This is a genomic window from Paraglaciecola sp. 2405UD69-4 (genome assembly GCF_047525415.1).
Lineage (GTDB): Bacteria > Pseudomonadota > Gammaproteobacteria > Enterobacterales > Alteromonadaceae > Paraglaciecola.
Window position 1 is genome coordinate 1,176,806 of the sequence record NZ_JBLIXM010000001.1, and the last position, 19,559, is coordinate 1,196,364.

Annotated in this window: 15 protein-coding genes; 10 read left to right on the forward strand and 5 right to left on the reverse strand. The window is 35.8% G+C overall.

The annotated features are described in order from the left end of the window. Positions 1 to 3 precede the first annotated feature (3 nt). Positions 4 to 639, reverse strand: a complete 636-nt coding sequence (locus tag ACMUMK_RS05220; protein ID WP_414700061.1) for an XrtA/PEP-CTERM system exopolysaccharide export protein — start codon at positions 637 to 639, stop codon at positions 4 to 6. A 171-nt stretch (positions 640 to 810) separates the two neighbouring features. Between ACMUMK_RS05220 and ACMUMK_RS05225 the strand changes: the two genes are divergently transcribed. The 5 genes from ACMUMK_RS05225 (at position 811) to ACMUMK_RS05245 (ending at position 6,924) form a co-directional block, all read left to right on the forward strand. Next, complete coding sequence (locus ACMUMK_RS05225) at positions 811 to 2,229, forward strand: TIGR03013 family XrtA/PEP-CTERM system glycosyltransferase (protein ID WP_414700062.1); 1,419 nt, start codon at positions 811 to 813, stop codon at positions 2,227 to 2,229. A 2-nt stretch (positions 2,230 to 2,231) separates the two neighbouring features. Further along, the gene (locus tag ACMUMK_RS05230) at positions 2,232 to 3,074 is read left to right on the forward strand and encodes an XrtA system polysaccharide deacetylase (protein ID WP_414700063.1); all 843 of its coding nucleotides are present in this window, start codon (positions 2,232 to 2,234) and stop codon (positions 3,072 to 3,074) included. A gap of 11 nt (positions 3,075 to 3,085) precedes the next feature. Next, positions 3,086 to 4,612, forward strand: coding sequence for an exosortase A (gene xrtA / locus ACMUMK_RS05235; RefSeq protein WP_414700064.1), 1,527 nt, complete (start codon positions 3,086 to 3,088; stop codon positions 4,610 to 4,612). A gap of 213 nt (positions 4,613 to 4,825) precedes the next feature. Continuing rightward, on the forward strand, positions 4,826 to 5,497 hold the full coding sequence (locus ACMUMK_RS05240) for an FkbM family methyltransferase (protein WP_414700065.1): 672 nt from the start codon (positions 4,826 to 4,828) through the stop codon (positions 5,495 to 5,497). After that, positions 5,494 to 6,924 carry an oligosaccharide flippase family protein gene (locus ACMUMK_RS05245; RefSeq protein ID WP_414700066.1) on the forward strand — a complete coding sequence of 477 codons (1,431 nt, stop codon included), beginning with the start codon at positions 5,494 to 5,496 and terminating at the stop codon, positions 6,922 to 6,924. Before ACMUMK_RS05240 ends, ACMUMK_RS05245 begins: the two co-directional genes overlap by 4 nt. A 20-nt stretch (positions 6,925 to 6,944) precedes the next feature. Here ACMUMK_RS05245 and ACMUMK_RS05250 read toward each other — a convergent pair whose 3' ends face one another. Next, positions 6,945 to 7,514, reverse strand: a complete 570-nt coding sequence (locus tag ACMUMK_RS05250) for an acyltransferase (protein ID WP_414700067.1) — start codon at positions 7,512 to 7,514, stop codon at positions 6,945 to 6,947. 5 nt (positions 7,515 to 7,519) lie between these two features. Beyond that, entirely contained in the window at positions 7,520 to 8,734 is a 1,215-nt protein-coding gene (locus ACMUMK_RS05255) for a TIGR03087 family PEP-CTERM/XrtA system glycosyltransferase (RefSeq protein WP_414700068.1), read from the reverse strand. 106 nt (positions 8,735 to 8,840) lie between these two features. Here ACMUMK_RS05255 and ACMUMK_RS05260 point away from each other — a divergent pair, with 106 nt between their 5' ends. The 5 genes from ACMUMK_RS05260 (at position 8,841) to ACMUMK_RS05280 (ending at position 17,141) form a co-directional block, all read left to right on the forward strand. Continuing rightward, positions 8,841 to 11,348, forward strand: a complete 2,508-nt coding sequence (locus tag ACMUMK_RS05260; RefSeq protein WP_414700069.1) for a PHP domain-containing protein — start codon at positions 8,841 to 8,843, stop codon at positions 11,346 to 11,348. Continuing rightward, positions 11,348 to 12,628, forward strand: a complete 1,281-nt coding sequence (locus ACMUMK_RS05265) for a hypothetical protein (RefSeq protein WP_414700070.1) — start codon at positions 11,348 to 11,350, stop codon at positions 12,626 to 12,628. The genes ACMUMK_RS05260 and ACMUMK_RS05265 overlap by 1 nt, the downstream gene beginning before the upstream one ends. A gap of 40 nt (positions 12,629 to 12,668) precedes the next feature. Beyond that, complete coding sequence (locus tag ACMUMK_RS05270; protein ID WP_414700071.1) at positions 12,669 to 13,988, forward strand: O-antigen ligase family protein; 1,320 nt, start codon at positions 12,669 to 12,671, stop codon at positions 13,986 to 13,988. Between the two features lie 122 nt (positions 13,989 to 14,110). Further along, positions 14,111 to 15,166, forward strand: coding sequence for an acyltransferase family protein (locus ACMUMK_RS05275; RefSeq protein WP_414700072.1), 1,056 nt, complete (start codon positions 14,111 to 14,113; stop codon positions 15,164 to 15,166). 13 nt (positions 15,167 to 15,179) lie between these two features. Beyond that, positions 15,180 to 17,141, forward strand: a complete 1,962-nt coding sequence (locus ACMUMK_RS05280) for an acyltransferase family protein (RefSeq protein ID WP_414700073.1) — start codon at positions 15,180 to 15,182, stop codon at positions 17,139 to 17,141. 544 nt (positions 17,142 to 17,685) lie between these two features. Here the strand turns inward: ACMUMK_RS05280 and ACMUMK_RS05285 are convergent. Next, the gene (locus tag ACMUMK_RS05285) at positions 17,686 to 18,603 is read right to left on the reverse strand and encodes a hypothetical protein (RefSeq protein ID WP_414700074.1); all 918 of its coding nucleotides are present in this window, start codon (positions 18,601 to 18,603) and stop codon (positions 17,686 to 17,688) included. Between the two features lie 72 nt (positions 18,604 to 18,675). Next, positions 18,676 to 19,449 (reverse strand): hypothetical protein, encoded by a 774-nt coding sequence (locus ACMUMK_RS05290; protein ID WP_414700075.1) that lies wholly within the window; start codon positions 19,447 to 19,449, stop codon positions 18,676 to 18,678. Between the last annotated feature and the right edge of the window lie 110 nt (positions 19,450 to 19,559).

Below are 19,559 nucleotides of genomic sequence, written 5' to 3' on the forward strand. Positions count from 1 at the left end.
GGTTTAAAACCAAGCTTCAGGAATGATGATGATATCGCCTGGCAGCATATCAATATTTTCTTCTATATCTCCGTTTTTAATAAGGTCTCCAATTCGCAAACTAAAACTTTTCTGTTCGCCTGCAATTATCCTTACTAATTTAGCATTATTTCCATCCGCAAATTCGGTTAATCCTCCAACTGCAATCATTAAATCTAACAGGGTCATTCTTTCGGTATAATTTATAGCGCTGGGATTGGTGGCTTCACCAATTACTCTAACTTGCTCACTTAATGGACCTTTAAAGTTTGTAACGCTAACAGTCACCCTTGGGTTGTTAATATATTTTCCAAGTTGTTCTTCTATTTCTCTGGCTAACATAGTGGCTGTTTTTCCAGATACTTCTATATCTTCAACTAAAGACGTGGTGACTTTGCCGTCAGGGCGAACAATAAAAGAACCAGATATGTCAGGATTTCGCCAAACAAAAATAGATAAATTATCGCCTGGGCCAATCAAGTATTGGTAGTCATCTACAGAGGTGGTAACCGAAGAATACTGGGTAGCACTGGGTAATTTGCTTAAGTTATTAGCACAACCCAGCATAAATATTATTACTAAAAATATTAATTTTGAGAATGCTATTTGGCAAGTCTTCATGTAAATTACTGTCCCGTTAGTTTAGAATCAAAGTGAGCAATGTAACAAGTTTATCTCTTGCTAGACAACTTTAATATGACATTATATGCCAAAAAAAAGTTGAATATTAATGTCTTGGTTATCCCCCAATATACAAATGTGCGAATCTTAATACAAAGTTGGAAATGATAAATGAGTTTTGGAAGTAAAAAAGAAATAAGACGTTCAAATGTATTGATGGCGTTAGAAGTTCTAATGATTGGCTACATAGGCTATTTGTCTTCTTTATTCATAAAATATTTTTTAGAAGATTCTTATAACATCATTCCTACAGCTGACTTTTTTATACAAATAGGCTTCTTTTCTATCTTAGTTATTGTTGCTGCACTTTCGGTCGGTTTATACGAATCAAAGCTTAGAGAAACCTTTAGAGGGATAATTAGACGTATATTTGTAAGTGTAGCAATTGGATATTTTGTTACCGCAGTAGTTAGTAGCAGTGTTTTTAAAAGTGCTGAGTTGAGCCAGTATTATTTACCCATATACGCAGGCTTTACCATAGTCGCTATGGTATTACTCCGGTATTTTATAAATAGGTTAGGCGTACTCGGTCTTGGTCAGTCAAAAATTATTATTATTGGTGCCGGTGAACGAGCGTCAATTATAGAAAAGCGAATGAGGCGAGAAGTTGATAGGTTTGGCTTTGAACTGGTTGGATTTATACCTATTCCCGGTGATAACAGGGAAGAAGGAATACAGAATGAAAAACTCATACATGTGAGAATTGATGAAAATTTCAGAAACTTTATTACTGATAACGATATAGATGAAGTCATAATTGCCTGTGACCAAAGGCGGGGAACATTACCCGTTGAGATTTTGTTTGATTGCCGATTAAGAGGCGTTGAAGTTACAGACCTCTTAGATTTTATGGAACGAGAAACGGGACAAATAGTAGTCAATTTAATGTATCCGAGCTGGGTTATCTATTCAAATGGCTTTAACTCTCAAAATTACTTAAGAGATGCTTTGGACTACACGGTTAATTGTATATTAGCTACCATAATTTTAGCTATGACTTGGCCTTTTATGTTGATAACTGCACTTATCATTTACTTTGAAGATATAAAAGTAAAGGGTGCTTCAGTATTTTATAAGCAAGAGAGAGTCGGGCTTAATGGCAAATTATTTAAAATCATTAAGTTTAGAAGTATGCGACCAGATGCTGAAAAAGATGGCGCCAAGTGGGCATCTACTAATGACTCACGAGTAACAAAAACCGGTGCTTTCATCCGTAAATATCGAATCGATGAGCTGCCCCAGTTATTAAATGTTTATCGCGGAGAAATGTCATTTATTGGACCTCGCCCTGAACGACCTCACTTTGTTGAGCAGCTAATCAGAGAGATCCCTTATTATAATCAAAGACACAATGTTAAGCCGGGACTTGCCGGGTGGGCACAACTTAATTATCCATATGGAGCTAGCGTTGAAGACTCTATGGAGAAACTTAAATTTGACCTTTACTATGTTAAACATCAAAGTGTGATGTTAGATATTCTGATTTTAATAAGAACTGTTGAAGTAGTTCTGTTCGGCAAAGGAAGATAATAGTGTCTATACCTATTCTTAACGCTATGACTGTTGATGTTGAAGACTTTTTTCATGTGTCTGCATTTGAGTCAGTTGTAGACCCATCTCAGTGGAAAGACTATCAACCGAGAGTTGATGTAAGTACGCGCAGGTTATTAGATTTATTCGCCAAGCATGATGTTAAGTCGACATTTTTTGTGCTTGGTTGGGTTGCTGAGCGTTTTCCTGAGTTAATCAAAGAGATCCATGCCCAAGGTCATGAAATAGCCAGTCATGGGTATGCTCATAGAAGAGCTACCTCTCAAACTCTTGAGGAGTTTAAGCAAGATGTGGTTCGTTCAAAGGAACATTTGGAAGACCTTCTTGGTGAAAAAGTCACTGGCTATAGAGCGCCAAGCTTTTCTATTGGGTATGATAATGAATGGGCGTTTGAAGTGTTATCTGAGCTAGATTTTGGCTACAGTTCAAGTACTTACCCTGTTAAACATGATTTATACGGTACCCCTGATTGGCCAAGGTTCACATACAAACGTAAAGAAGGAATTATCGAAATCCCCATCCCCACTTTAAAATTGATGGGTAAGCAAACTCCTATCGGCGGCGGTGGATATTTTCGACTTTACCCCTATGCGTTGTCTAAATATCTTATATCTAGCTACCTTAAAAAAGAAAGGCAGCCGTACTCATTTTATTTCCACCCTTGGGAAATTGACAGTGAGCAACCTAGGTTCGAAAATGCGCCTCTTAAGTCTAGATTCAGACACTATGTTAACTTGGATAAGACCTATGGAAAGTTAGATAGGTTATTACAAGATTTTTCATGGGGAACTATGAAAGATGTTTATAACATACCTTCAAAATAAGGATATTTATTTTGAATGGTAGCGTAGCAAGTAATATTGAAGCTTCCCAAGTTAAGAGTATGTTTTTTGGGTTAGCCTTAATTATTGGTTGCTGGGTTTTTGTTTATTGGGAAGGCATTAAAACTGCGGTTGATATATGGTTAGTCTCTGAGATTTTTAATCATTGCTTATTTGTTTTACCTGGCACCGTTTTCCTTATTTATCTGAAAAGAGACAAGCTGAGTTTACACCAAGTAAAACCAAACTATCTGGTTTTGCTATTGTGCTTTGGTAGTTTGTTTTTATATGCCATTGGCCTAGCGGGTGATGTGCAACTGTTCATGCATGTAGCAACCTTTACATTTTTACCCTTTGCCTTGTGGGCATATCTAGGTAATAAAATAGCTTTACAGTTATTGTTCCCGCTATTCTTCATTTTGTTTTGTATTCCCGTCGGGGAAGAATTAATTCCTACCTTACAAGAAGTTACAGCTGATTACTCAATGGTAATGTTAAACTGGACTAATATTCCAGTTTATAGAAGCGGCCTATATATCGAAATCCCCCAAGGTCGATTTTTAGTTGCAGAGGCATGTTCAGGAATTAGTTTCTTTATTGCTTCTATCGTAATTGGCTCTCTGTATTCTTATCTGAATATTCGCGGTACGAAAAGACGTATTGTGTTTATGTGTATCTCTATTGTATTTCCAATCATTGCCAACGCTATTCGGGTGTTTGGAATTATTTTAACTGGCTATCTAACCGATATGGAACATGCTGTAGGAGCGGATCATTTGGTTTATGGTTGGGTATTCTTTTCTTTGGTTATTGTTTGTTTGCTGTCGATAGGTGAGCTAATAAGAGAGAAGCAAAAAGATGACAAAGAAACTCATTTAGATGCAGGTGAAGTGAAAAGCACTCCTGTATTTAAAAGTAAAAGTGTTTACACTTCAGCTCTCGCTATAGTTCTGGTTATGTTTCTATTTTGGTTCTGGTACAAAGGCATTACATCTCAACTTGAAGGTGAGTCTGCACCGACTAAGTTAAACTTTACACAAGAAAATGTCGGTGTAAAACGGATAGGCGGGGCTGATTGGCAGCCTGAATTTATAGAGCCGTTTCAAGAAACTCAATTTATATCCGTTATTGACGAACGGCATTATGAAATCTACTTAGTTTGGTACCCCAAGGGGCACGGTGAGCTGATTAGTTCTTTAAATCGGTTGTATTCAGAAAAGTCGTGGTCATTAGAGAATGCTCAATACTTTAATTCTGGAGCTGTTCAAAACCTCGCCCTCGATACTATAGTTAACCCAGACTCGAAACGCTTGTTAGTGCATTGGTATCTTATCGATGGCAAGATATTCACAAATAAGCGCAACGCAAAGTTATATGAAATTTATCGTATCTTAATGGGAAGCTATGTGGGGAGTGGGTTAGTAGCTGTATCCCTAAAAACAGACAATGTCTCTATTTTAGAAGATAAGGTAAATATGAAAATAGTGGTTCAAGAAAACATGCAACCACTAAGTCAATATTTTGATTTTAGTGATGATTAGTAAGTGACATCTAATATAAAGTTTCCACGCGTAATTAACAAAATATTGGTCTTTCTTCAGAAGCATGATTGGCGGGGCAAACACAAATTTTATTTATGGTTATCTAATAAATACCCCCATAAAGTTATAGAACATAAGATTAGCAGTCGGTATTTTGTTGTTCCCGTGGGCGAATGGTGTTTCTGGTTAGAAAAAGGACCTGAAAATTACTATTTGAATGAATTTTTACCTTTTTGTGAAGTGCTTAATCAATTAAACCGCTCTTTTACTTTTTTTGATTTAGGGGCTGATATAGGAGTCGTGTCTTCATTAATAGCTTCTCACTGTCCTAAAGTTCATAACTTTATAGCGTTCGAACCTAACCCGCATTCATTTGAAACTTTAAGAGCAAATTTAGAACAAATAAATAAGTCTGTTGTATGTATAAACGCTGCGGTTTCTAATTTTGACGGTTCTGCTAAGTTTCACTTTAATCATAAACGCGCAAATGACCACGAAGGCTACATTGATGAAAAAGCGAAAGGTTCAACAGAGGTACTTACATTAGACACATGGCACTCAAAACAAACTAACTGTTGTTTAGAAGGCACCCTTGTTTTTAAGATTGATGTGGAGGGGCAAGAGTTGGCTGCATTCGAAGGTGCTTCAAGTTTAATTTTAAATGCAGAGTCTTGCATAGTGCTATTAGAAATTCATCCCGAAGTACTCGATAGAGTCGGCCAAACACCTGAAGATTTGTTTACTTCAGCAGAGAAATTAGCATCTTTCAAATGGTATGTACCCGAATTAGGAAACTTGCCAGTAATACGAAGTATTCCTTTCTACACTCAATTTGAGTTAAAACAGTATGATGTGATTGGTATTTCTCAAAGTGGTGATGTTTGAAACGCAAATTGATTACTAGTGCTGCCTTTTCTAGCGGTGCTAAGTTTACAAGCCGTATAATTGGTTTAGCCAGTACACTTATACTAGCTAGAGTTCTTACTCCTTCAGACTTCGCTATGATTGCCATTATTGCAATTGTAATACACTTATTCGATATTTTGTCTCATACAGGAGCTGAGCAATACATAGTTCAGAAGTCTCACTTAGTTAAAGACGACTTAAATACCGCCTGGTCTCTGGATCTTTTGTTAAAGAGCTTGGTGTGTTTATTCTTAATCTTTCTAGCTCCGCTCATAGCTAACTTTTTTGACAAAAACAATCTCATTAGTGCTATGCAAGTAGCTTCTATTACTTTAGTTATCAATGCATTGAGAAATCCAGGTTTATTAGTGCTAAAGAGGGATTTAGATTACAAGAAAATATTTTACTTATCATTAATTCAGCGAATAGTTAGCTTTTTTGTAGTGATTGTAGTGGCTGTCAATTTTCGCAGTTATTGGGCATTTGTTATTGCTGATATAGTTGGGGCAATTGTTTTTACGATTGCTAGTTATAAAGTACAGGTATTTCGCCCTTCTTTTAGTTTACTAAAAGTAAGTGAGCAATGGCTATTTTCTAAATGGCTTTTGGGTAAGAGTATTATTGGTTACTTACGTGCCCAAGTTGACACTATCCTTGTTGCTAAGTTCTTCGGAAATATTCAACTAGGTAATTACCATATGGCAAGAGATGTGGCTATGTTGCCTGGACATAATATCCTTGGGCCAGCGATAGAGCCTCTCTTGGCCGATTTAAAGGATTATAAAAACGATCCGGTTAAATTAGGTCACAGAGTAAGCAAGGTATTAAGCGTTGTTGCATTTATTGTTGTTCCACTTACTGCCTACTTAGCTTTTTATCCAAAATTGATTATTAACGTATTGTTAGGTGATCAATGGTTAATAGCTGGCGATCTTCTTGGTGTTATGTCCCTGTTATTTTTTTACTATTGCTTTTTGTTGGTGATTGAAAGTGCCTTGACGGCTATAGGTAAGGTAAAAACTATATTTTGGTTTGATATTTTCAGCTTGATTGTGGTGGTGGTTACATTGTTGAGCTATTTACAAATATATAATGTTTTAAGTCTTGCTGTTTGGTTAAGGGTATCGATTGGAATCATTTCTACGTTGTTAATCACTATAACTTTACATAATTTGGTGCCACTAAAACTTATGCAAGTGGGTGGTGCTCTGCTATTGTCGGCTAGTCTGTCTGCTACCTCTTTGTTTTTAAGTGATTGGCTAACTATGAAACTTGAGTTGGGTCATATTATGATGTTCCTAGTTTCTGGAGGAGTGTTTTGCACTCTATACGCAGTCATTATGGTTGCTTTATTGCCAAAACTAATGGGCACCACTGCAAAGAGCATATTAGCAGAGTTTCGCTAAGTGGTGCTTTCTGCATAGAATTATCTGCCTTTTATCACTTTAGCGGGATTACCTGCAACTATCGCATAATCTGGTATATCGTTAATTACTACTGAACCAGCGCCAATAACACATCCTTTGCCAATGTTGGCCATTATCATAGCTCCGTTACCTAGCCAACAATTTTCACCAATTGATACTTTTTCAAATACTCCACCTTGGTCTTTTATGGGAGTATCAAGGTCGCTAAAGTTATGTTGGCCTTTACCACTCATAATATTTACAGCACTACCGATCAGGGTATTTTTACCAATACTGCAACGCCCTATATTACATTGCGGCCCGAGGTAAACCCCCTCAGCTATTTCAGTATCAGCCTGTGAAAACAAAACCATAAAAGAAATAACAGCATTAGGATGACAATGAGTAAAAGTGAAGCGATAAAATCCTGCTCTTAAATACACTCCTAGTTTACCCGGTATTAAACTTAATAGCTGGCTAAAGCTGGTTAATACTGAATCTTTGTTTAAAACCAAAGTAAGCACAAAGTAAACTAATGTTATAGGGCTAATTAGTAGTGCTGATAAAGAAAATAGTATTGTTTTTAGCATTTTTTTCAATGTGATGTCTCTCTACTAAGTAAACTAACTAATGGTTTTAATTGGCTTTGCCATGAATAATTTTGTTTAATAATTTCTTCACTATTTTGGGCAATAGACTCAGCAAGCTTTGTGTTTGAAATTAACTTTTTAGCTTGTTGAATAAACTCAGCTGGCGTAGATGCAATGAGTATATCTTTACCTGGAGTACATAATATGCCTTCAGCTCCCATAGGCGTAGATATAACAGGTAAGGCACATGAAAAGGCTTGTAGTACTTTATTTTGAACTCCTCGAGCTAAACGAAATGGCGCTACAAAAATATCTGCTTGATGGTAATAGGGTAAAATATCATCGACAAAACCTGTAACTTCTATACTTTCTTCATTTTTGAGTTGCAGAATATCTGAGCTAGGGCTCATTCCCGCAATGATAAACCTACTTTCTGGGTGTGTCTTCAGTATTGAGGGCCAGCATTCTTTTACAAACCATAAAACAGCATCTTCATTTGGTTTGTAGTTCATAACCCCAGTAAACAAAAAGGTTGAACCGCCACTTTGCTTTTTTAATGGGTTAGGGTAGTAAGCTGATGTGTCTAAGCCATTTCCCATAACCTGAACTTTGTCACTTTTAATAACCTTTTCATTAAATAAGTTTACTTCTGCTTCTGCAATCAAATAGCAGGTATCAAACTGCTCTACTATTTGCTTTTCGTAAGCCTTTAAAAGACGTTGCTCTCTCGAGTAGATTAAACTCATAGGAAATGAACTGCTTTCTTTGTACTGCCCCCACTTATCTGAATCAACATCCATAAAATCCATAATGAGTAGAGGGGCACGTTTCATGGCCTCAAGTGCTTCACTCTTAAAAACATATTCAGCCACAGAGGATGCACTGCAAATAATTGCATCTATATTATTTTTCGTAACAAAGTCATCAAATTGTTTTTGTAATTTAAGGTTATAAAAATTGGCCACACTTAACGCTTTGCCTTTAATTAAGCCTTTTAGAAGGCGTACTAGTTTTTTTGATAATAATGATGTGGTGACGGTACTGCATAATGAGTCTTCTAGTGCCTTAAAGTATACTAATTCTGTTTCGTCTTCATATGGTGCAATAAGGTGTACTTGGTGACCAAGTTCATTTAGATGTTGCACTTGGTGAAATGTTCTTATTTTTTCACCTTTATTAGGGGGGAAAGGAACGCGATGAGAAAGTAGTAAAATGTTCACAGAAGTAGCCACAGAGTTTAATGTCTTTATTAATAATCAGTATGTTAACATATCGATTATTAATAAAACGATCTGCTGAATACAATCCTTAAATAAGGCGTTATTTATGAAAAAAGTTATTAGGAAGCTAAGTTGGTTTTCGTTAACGCTTATTATTTTGACGTTTTTTATTTTTCAGCTCAGTCCTTTAGTAATAAGTGATAGTCAAGTTGATGCTAAAAAGGTCGCAGTGGCTAGAGATAACGCGAAACATATATGGAAGCAGTTTTCCTCTTCACAAACTCTTGTGTCAATTAAGCTAGGGACAGATGATGTTGATTCGATAGCTCAAGTAGCATCATTCATATTTGACAATACTGAAGTCTCGATTGGGTTTAATCAGTACGGTGTCACACTTGCATCTACTTCTAAGTTTAAAACAGTATATTTGAATGTGCATTGTACCCTTAGCCTAGATAATACCTTCTATAAGCTTGATGGGTGTCATATCGGTGATTTATATGTACCAGGTATAATTGTTAATTCTTCAATAAACCTATTAACTTGGCTTATATTTGATAGTGAGATAAGTGAGACTGTACAGGAGTTATTGACTCATATTGAAGTCACAGATCAAGAAATAATATTAACAGCGACAAAAAATACTGATTTTAAAAGTCGAGTTAATAGTCATATTGCGGATATTGCTGATATTGCAATTTCAGTAAGTCAAAATCAAAATGTTGATTCTGATAAAGTTCAGTTTTATCTTTCAAAACTCGAAGAGTACGAGCCTCCTAGTAGCTCCTTGGCAAATTATGTAAATTTTTTAATGAAATTCGCAATCAATAATTCTATTGAAGGTAATGCGGTAGAAGAAAATACGGCGATAATATGGGCACTTGCTATTAAATTTGGAAGTCTACGCTTTGCTCGTTTAGCTGGTTTTCGAACGGATACTAAGCGTATTGCTACTACATTAAGAGGGAGACAAGATTTAGCCTTGCATTTCTTGTATTCAACCATGCTTCAGCAATTAGGTAGAGAGCACATCGGATTTAAAATTGGTGAGGTTAAAGAGATTTTAGATAGTGGAAAAGGAGGAAGTGGTTTTAGTTTTGCAGATTTAGCTGCGGATAAAGCTGGAATTATGTTTGCTGATTATCTTACACGAGGAAATAATAGTGCCTTGAGAGCGCAAGAAGTCTTGTATGGTAAGAGTACTGAGTTAACATTTTTTCCTTTTACTCATGATCTTCCCGAAGGCTTTAGTGAACGTAATTTTATAAATGTTATTGGAGGTGTAGGTTCAAAAGAGTATTTAAATTTAGAGGCTAAGATTAGCCGAAGAATTGCTTTACTTGAGCTTTACAATGAAAGCTATAATAACTTTGATGTAACTTATCAGTCGGAGCAGAGTCGACTTCAGCCAAAAGTTACAAACGGAGAGTGGCTTAAAATTGATACCCACATACATTCTAAGTACTCTGACGGTCAAAAAACGGTTCATGAAATCGCTAACAAAGCAGCGGAGTTTGGTTGTGACTTTATAGCTATAACAGATCATGGTGATAAAGATTTTAAGAAAGTATTATCGGACAGTTATTTTACAGATATAGAAAACGTTAATTCTTTTCATAAGCATATGACAGTTATCCCTGGTTTTGAATGGAATATCCCCCCATTTGGTGGGAGGGAGCATGTAACTGTCCTTTTTCCTAAAACTGTTTCTATGCAACATGATTTGCGTGCTTTCAAGGAAAAATTTGATCACTTTAGAGAATACAAAAAGCAATTCCTGTCTGCTATACCTGCTTTTGAGTGGCTCAACAATTTGAGTGAAAGCGCTGATGTGAAGCCGATACTAATTTATAATCACCCAAGCCGAAAAAACTTTCAAATGCAGGAAAATCAATATGACTTTGAGAGCTGGTCACAAAAAACTGATCTTGTTATAGGGTTTTCTGGAGCTCCCGGTCATCAACGTAAAAGGAAAAAGAATAATGGCTCGTACGAGTCGAAACTTTATACCATTAACGGTTGGGATCCGTCAGTAGCAACTATTGGTGGTGAATGGGATCGACTATTGCAAAAAGGATATAGAGTCACTGCTGCTAGAGCTGCGTCAGATTTTCATAATCTAAAAATGGATTATTGGCCCTGTGAGTTTTCGTCAACACATCTATTTAGCAAAAGTAACTATCAAAACGACGTCTTAACGGCCCTCAAAGCCGGAAAAATGTGGGCTCAGCATGGAAATTTTATTGAATCACTATCATTTTCAATCATCCATAATGGAAAAGAATATGAAATTGGCGATACGTTACGCGATAGCTTTGCAAATACTCCTAGTAAGATTAACTTATCTGTAAATTTACGTGATAGTGACTGGAGAGGAGGCTCAACTAGCCTAGACAAGTTGGAGGTCATTTTAATTGCGCAAAATTTGATTACAATTGTGCCTGTTGATGTATCATCAAATATGCATGATAAAACTTTGAAAGTTGAAATTCCTAAAATACTAAGAGCAAATTTGACAGCTATTAGGGTTAGAGGAGAGAGTATTCAACCAGAACTTCATCATTATATGTTCTATACAAATCCTATATATCTTAATTTAAAAGGAAGTTCTTGATGAGTAACAGCAGCAGTGTTTCTTTGGGATATTCTACCTTTTTATGCACTATATTAAGCCTGATGTTGGGTTGTACACCAGAGCAAAGTGTTGTTGTAAAAAGTCAGGCTGAGGTTTCTCCCGCTCAGAAGTTTGGTACTCGATATTCGGATGTGACACGTAAGCACTTTAAAGCACCAGAGTTTAAGCCTTTAGCCCTTGAAAAAACGCTTAAAGGAGCATCAGTCTGGGGGGCAACAGGTCGAGATGATCTAGGAAATATATATTTTGGTGTGTCTACTACCGGTCAACAGGCTAATAGTACAGCCTACTTGTACCAGTACAATCCTAATACCGATAAATTTATGCTGCAGGGCGATGTATTGTCACAACTTAAAAGGTTAAATTTATTTCAACAAGGAATGGGGCAAAACAAATTACATAGTAAATTTTACCAAGCTGCCGATGGCTACGTGTATTTCAGTAGTTTTGATGAAGCAGGAGAAACTAGTGAAACCAACCCAGAGTGGGGAGGACATCTATGGCGTAAATTGCCTAGTGGCGATGAATGGGAGCATCTTTTATCGAGTGAAGAAGCTTTAATTGCAGTAAATACAACTGGGCGGTATGTGTATACATTAGGCTATTGGGAGCATGTTTTATACCAGTATGATACGGTGTCAGGTAATTTTGATAAAATAACAGTAGGGTCTGTGAAGGGGCATGTATCAAGAAATTTTTTAGTTGATTTAAATGAACATGTTTACATTCCTAAGGTTAGTTTCGATGAGTCGGGGGGAGTTGAAACCTTCTTAGTAGAATACGACACTCGCCTTACTGAAGTGAATCGCTATAGTTTGCCTACATATAGTGACCATGAAATGTGGCGCCATCATGGAATAGTTAGTTATACAGGCATGGGCAATGGTGATATTTTTTTTATTACAAGTGAAGGGGCTCTTTACCAGCTTGTTAACAATGTGATAGGTCCAGAGAAACTTAAGTCCCATGGGTTATTATATCCAGAAGGCAATGCTTATATCCCTAGCCTTTTTTCGGTTGACGGAAAGGAGTTTTTAATGGGGCTATCAAAGCGAAATACAAATGATACTTATGAGTGGTTTGTTAGAGAAAATATATCGGGTGTAACGGCAACTTATTCTTTACCTCAATTGAAAGCAAATGGTTACTTGTTGTACGGCAGTGTTACTCGAGATAATAATGGTGATTTATATGTGGTGGGCACTGATGTTAGTAATAGAAACGAATATTATCCAACAGTATATAGAGTACAGTATTAAGTGTGGTTCTTTCTTTAACGTAAATAAAGATGATTACTAAATGATTAGTGTTTTAATGTTTTATGGGACTTTTGTTGCTTGCAGCATTTTAGCAGTAAGAAAGTCTGCAATATTATTATTTGTACTTTATCAAGGTGTATACTTTTTCAACCCCGCCACTAAGTGGTGGCGATACAGTATTGTTGACTTAAGTTACTCTTTTTACATCGTATTAACCTTGATTATAGTCGTAGTGCTTAAACTTGATAAGGTTAAGACTAATAACCCACTAAAGGTGCCTCAAATAAGGTGGTTATACATTGTTGTAGCCTTATACTCTATCGCTTCATTTTACGCTGTATTACCTTTACCACATCAAGTTGCTTTGGATGCTTTCTTGACTGTAGCAGTAGTTGTATCACTTGGGTATATTCTTTGTGAAACTGAAGAAGATATTGATTATTTAGTTTACGGATATCTTTATGGTGCATTCTATTTGTCCTTTTATATTTTTCAATTTGGCCGTAATCAAGGGAATCGGGTTGAAGGAGTTGGTATGGTTGATGCCCCTGATTCTAACGGTGTTGCAGCCGCTTTAGCCCCTTCTTTGGTACTATGCCTTTATTATTTTTGGTCGAAAATTAAAATCACTCATAAGTTTATATTTGCTGTTGCAGGAGTGTTTGTCGCAAATGCTTTGGTTTTAATTAATAGTCGAGGGGCTTTTCTAGGGGCTGCAGTAGGTGTGGCAATCTTCATCTGGAATTTGTATTTTTCTTCATTTCAAAAGAAGAACCAAAAACTAACGGTTATAGTCATAATAATCTGTGGGTTATCCGGGGCGCTAGTTTTAGTTGATAAGAGTTTTCTAGAGCGGATGGAAACGTTGAAAACTGAAACCCAGGTTAATGAAGAAAGTGAGTCAGGCGCTACCCGTATGGCTTATTGGGCTGCCGCTTATGAAATGTCTAAAGATTATCCTTTTGGAGCAGGCGCTGCAGGCTTTAATTACTACTCTCCTGTCTATATCCCTTCATATATTAACACTGGTGGTAGCCGAAATCGCTCTGTTCACTCCACTTGGTTTGAGACCTTAAGTGAAATAGGGTATCCAGGAATTTTTGCTTTTATAATGATGTTGTGGGCAGCGTTTAGAACTACTAACCTAGCGAAAAAGAAAGTCAAAGAAGCTAAAAATGTTGAAGTATATTTTAAAATTATTGCAATTCAATGTGCTTTGGTCTCTTTTTTAGTGGCGATGACTTTTCTGAACAGGTTGCGTGGTGAAGTGCTCTATTGGCTCTTATTGTATACGGCGTGTATATACAATGTTTATGTAATGAAACCCATAAATGAAAAACAGGAAGAATTAAATAGTTAAAAGTACAATAAATAAGTGTAGTAATTAATAGCAAGTTATTAGGAACATTGAGTGTTATTAGATTAGATAAACCTAAAAATTAACAGCAAGGTGAGCGCAGTGACTGCGTTTTAAAACTAAAAATGTCAAAGTCTAGATTACTTGAATTAGATGGAATTCGTGGGATAGCAGCTCTTGTTGTTGTCTTTTTTCACTTTTTATTTCAGTACAACCGAATTTATGAGCATGAGTTTTTAATTCCCGATTTTTTTAAATATGGCTATTACGGTGTCCATTTGTTTTTCATGGTGAGTGGCTTTGTCATTTTTTGGTCATTGAGTAACTGTGGGCGACCTTTTGATTTTATATGGTCTAGATTTAGCCGTCTTTACCCTGTCTATTGGTCCGCTGTTTTGTTTACATTCTTTTTTGTAAGTGCTTTTGGGTTAGAAGGTAGAGAAAGTTATTGGAGTGATGTAATAATTAATTTCACAATGCTTCAAGGTTTCTTTGGAGTCCCCCATGTTGATGGCGTTTATTGGACTCTTACTCTAGAACTGGCATTTTATTTTTGGATGTTTATTTTTTTAATAACAGGTCAACTCAAGAGAGTCGAGTACTGGTTAGTGTTGTGGGTCGGAACAGCTACGGTATTGACTTATTATAAATTAGGTTTGACTATCCCTAGCTTTGTATCGAATTTCTTTTTATTGAAATATATAGAGATGTTCGTTGCCGGTATTTGTTTTTATAAAATTTGGAATAAAGAAGCTAAATTTATTACCTATATTTTGATTAGTTTAACTATAATTGCTGTGTTTGCTGAGTATCCAAGTGATATCGCTACAGGGTTGTTGGTTTTATATTGCTTGTTTTATTTTTCTGTAACTTCTCGCTTAACGATTTTATCTTCTAAGCTATTTACCTATTTAGGTGCCATTTCATATTCTTTGTATCTTATCCATCAAAATGTTGGTTATATTTTATTGAATTATGCATATTCGATGAATATTCCTATGATAATAGCCATTCCTTTTATTCTGTTATTTTGTATTACTGTTGCAAGTTTGCTGAACAAATTTATTGAGGTTCCTGGTTCTAGATATTGTCGTAATATTTATAAAAATAGTTTTCGTCTACAACATTTTGCTGACCGATTTCAATTGAAGGCATTGAGAGCATCAACCCGTTCAAAATAAGGATTAATATATTATGCAATATAGACCAGAAATTGATGGATTGAGAGCGTTGGCGATATTACCAGTTTTGTTTTTCCATGCTGGTGTACCAGGGGTAAGTGGGGGGTATATTGGTGTTGACGTATTCTTTGTTATTAGCGGTTATTTGATTACAACACTTTTAATTGAGGATGTTAACCAGCAAAAATTTTCAATTATTAATTTTTATGAAAGACGAGCTAGAAGAATTTTACCCGCATTATTTGTTGTTATTGGTGTTACATCAGCGGTTATTCCTTTAATTACATCGCATCCTGATATCTTAAGCCGTTATGGCAACAGCCTGCTTTCTGTGTCTGTCTTTATGTCAAATTTTTGGTTTTGGAGTCAATCAGGTTATTTTGGAAGTGTTTCTGAAACTACCCCAATGCTACATACTTGGAGTTTATCTTTAGAAGAGCAGTTTTATATTGTATTTCCACTTTGTGTTGCTATGTTTTTTCGGTATGGCCGAAAAACATTCATTGTTCTCATTGTTATAAGTATATTAATTAGTTTAGCTATTGCAGAGTGGGGGTGGCGTAATTCAAGTATTGCAAATTTCTATTTAATATTTACTAGGGCGTGGGAGTTACTTTTCGGAGCTTTGTCAGCTTTGATTTTTCAGCGTGGTAGGCTTGCTTCTTTTAGAAGGGAAAGCAAAAGTATATTGTCCATAGCTGGCCTGCTTCTTGTGCTTATTAGTAATGTTGTTTTTGATAGCAATACTCCTCACCCTAGTTTGTTAACAGTTGTACCTGTGATAGGAGTTGTTTTCATTATCTTATTTGCAGATCAGAACAACATAACTGGACGTATTCTATCTAATAAGGCTTTTGTAGGTGTTGGGTTAATTAGTTACAGTCTGTATTTATGGCATCAACCTGTTTTGGCTTTGTCGAGGATACTGCTCGGTGAAGACCTTTCATTATTATATGTAGCTTTTGTTTTACCTATAATTGGAACTTTAAGTTATTTGAGTTGGAGATTTATTGAGAACCCACTCAGAGATAAAACTGCATTTTCACGAGCGAAAATATTTAAATTGAGCATAATTGGTACCATATCTACTGTGATAATTGGTGCATGTTTTAGTGCTAATATAATATTTCAAAGTATCGTTTCTCCCGAAAATATGACGAGATATATGCATCTAAAAAAATTGAATGATGATTCTCCTAAAAATATGATAAATAGTGAATGTCATATTTGGGATGAAACATTTAGCCCTTCATTCATTCAGCGTTTTGAGGATTGTGCTCAGGTTTATGGTAAAGCTTCTATTGTACTTGGTGGTAGTCATGGGATGGATTTATATAATTCAATAGTTAAAAATACAGAGAAGGATTTTGTAGTCAGTGTTTCACGGGGCTTTTGTCGTGCTCACAATATGATAAACGGTAGCCAGCCACCTCATCGTTGTCAATATGAAGATTTTTTAACTTTTTTGGATACACATTCAGATTCAATAGAGAGTGTAGTGTATACACAAACACCAGATCGCTTGTTTACTAGAGCTATTTATGTTGCGACAGAGGCTGATTTACATGAGCCTGCAATTGATCAGATAGTACTTTATTTTGCTAATGTACAGAGTAAGTTTAATTTGCCTGTTTACATTATTGGGATGTTCCCTCCTTTAACGGCAGACCCAGAGTTTTTTGATTACTCCATTGGATTAGAAGAACAGGTAGAGAGTTTTGTATCAATAAACGCAATCAAAATGTCTGAGTTACTTGAGGATAGATTCAAGTCTAAAATAGAGCATACAGATATTAGTTTTGTATCAAAAATGGAAGCTTTTGATATACGTTATCCTCATGGTGTTATGGTCGATGGACAACTTATTTATTCTGATAAACGGCACTTAAATCAATTTGGGGAAAGGGTTATGGGTAAACGTTTGTTAGATTATTTAAAAAAACATCAATTGGATTTATTTGAAAAGCTAAAATGATGAACTACCTAATTTTAGAAAGTTAATTGTAAAAAAATCACATTTAGTGCCAACTTCTATAACATAGGGTAAATCAAATGAGTCAATTGTGTTTTAACTAGACCGTGCTTATCTTGATTGTGTATATTTTAATTAATCTACATAGGTAATCACATAAATATGAAAGCTTGTGGCACCGTACTATGGTAATTTTAAGCTAACTTTCCATATCGTATTGCTATGGTTCGATATTTCTTAATTTTCATAAAGCATTTTCCTCTAAGTCACTACATACATAGCCCAATCAATATCGTCATTTTCTATTTTACAGCTTCCGTTTCTTGGTAATACTTGCTTAGCATTGCGAGATAATTAATACCTTATTTCCCGACAATTGAAAAACGACTAGTAAACGTCAAGTGGACTGGGAATTGGATTTGAACACTGTTTCATCGAAGTGTCCCCTGATGATCGTTCAATTATGTTCATTTAAACATATTTAAGAACAAGCGTGTAAATGTGGAAAGACCTTCTGTAAGTAAAGCATTTTAAACAGGTGATAATATTACAAAAGCTTTTTTATAGTTTGTGCTGCTAGTTTTTCATATATTCGTTTATGGTATCGATGAGATCCGATAAAGTGAAAAACCGACACAATTCCTTTAACGGGTCCTGTATATGAGGGTTGCATAAAGTTTTGGTATTTAGGCCAAGGCAAAGCAAATGAGTTACTGAGCTTAGATATCATAACATTAGAAGAAAACTGCTCTGATCCCCACTCATTCCATTTTTCGTTACCTAGCTTTTCTATCATTTCGGTTGAAAAACTCACCAAGTCTTGCATTGAAAACATCCCCCTAGGAAAACCGGTAAAAGCTGAACAGACTCTTAAGTATTCTGGTAAATCAAAACAATTTAACGAATGCAAATGTTGCTCACCTAAAAACTGGACGTGATCATTACCAAACTTTTTTGCATAAGCAGACGTGTATTCGGTAGGGACTCGATTAATCCACCTAGGATTACCAATAGAGAACCCTTGATTATGTTTCACGGCGTTAAACACATCATCTATTGGTCCGCATGTAATGGTGTCGGTATCCACTTGAATAACATACTTATCTTGAGTTCGATTCATAATATACGTTAGTCTTTCCCAGGTGCCACCACTTGGGAGCTGACCTAGTTCAATACTATTAATATGAACAATAATTACCCCAGGTAAATGTTCTTTAAGTAAGTCATAATCTTCTTTAGTTAAGCTGCCGTCGTCTATAAGTTCGACCGTTGCCTCACTAAAATATTTTACAAATGACTTTAGGGCTAACAAAGTCATGTCTAAAGCACGGTGATACACCTGTGATACTACTACCACTGCTGCATCACTTGGTAGTTCAATTGGAGCGGTATTACGTATTTTTTGAGCAGCAATAGAAAACCGCTTCTTGTTTAATTTACCTTGCAATTGTTCAATTATCTTCATGTTCACAGCCTTTTGTCTCATCCATAATTTACAACCTGTATATGTAATTGATTATTTACAAATAACTATTTTTTAAGTTTTACGTTTTATTATTAACAACCCTATAAATATAAACACTATCGGCAGGGGCCACTTTAGTGCATAGGACACCCTTTCAAAATAGTACTTTTTAGTCATGAAGTGCTGTGGGCCATCCCATTCTTTTGAAGGGGAATCATAGAGTTGTTGTAATAATGCAGCGTCTTCTATTCTATGACCTGCTTTCAAGTATAAGTCTTTGATTATTTCTGGTTGTGCGCGTATTTCACTTAGTGAGCGCTGTAATACGACGCCGTAATCAGGGTCGTATATCAAGGCTTCTTGAGATGATATTTGTGCTGCAACGACCACATGCTCTGGAAAAGATATTATCTTGTTCTCTATATTATTATCACTAAGAATTTGTGACATTACTATGGAAGCATCACCGCAAATTCCTATTCCTCGCTTAATACTTCGACGATAGTCTGTATAGTGGTATTTTTCAAACTCAGGAATACCTGAAAAGCGCCCCATAAAGTAAAGAAAGTAATTCTCCCAGATAGGCACCAGTTGATTAAAGCGACTATTGTCTGGTTCTCTATACCAATGAATATGAACTAAGCTGTCAGATACTACGTGGGTGAGTCTTTTAGTGAACTCTTCATTTGACTCTTTGGGGGCTTTTTGTATTTGTTCTAATGCATCTTCAAAGGTTATTTTTTTTTCGTTTTTAAAACGTGTCTGTAAATCAACTAACTCTTCGCTTCTTATAGTTTGAAACTGCCCCCAAATATTAATTGATAGTAATATAAGGCCTGTTGTCATAAAAATTGATGCAAGAATAGAAAGTGGTTTCAAAATAATATCAATGTGATTAAGGAGGTGTTCTTTTAATCATAATAATAAACCATCGAAGGCTTAGATTGAATACAGAT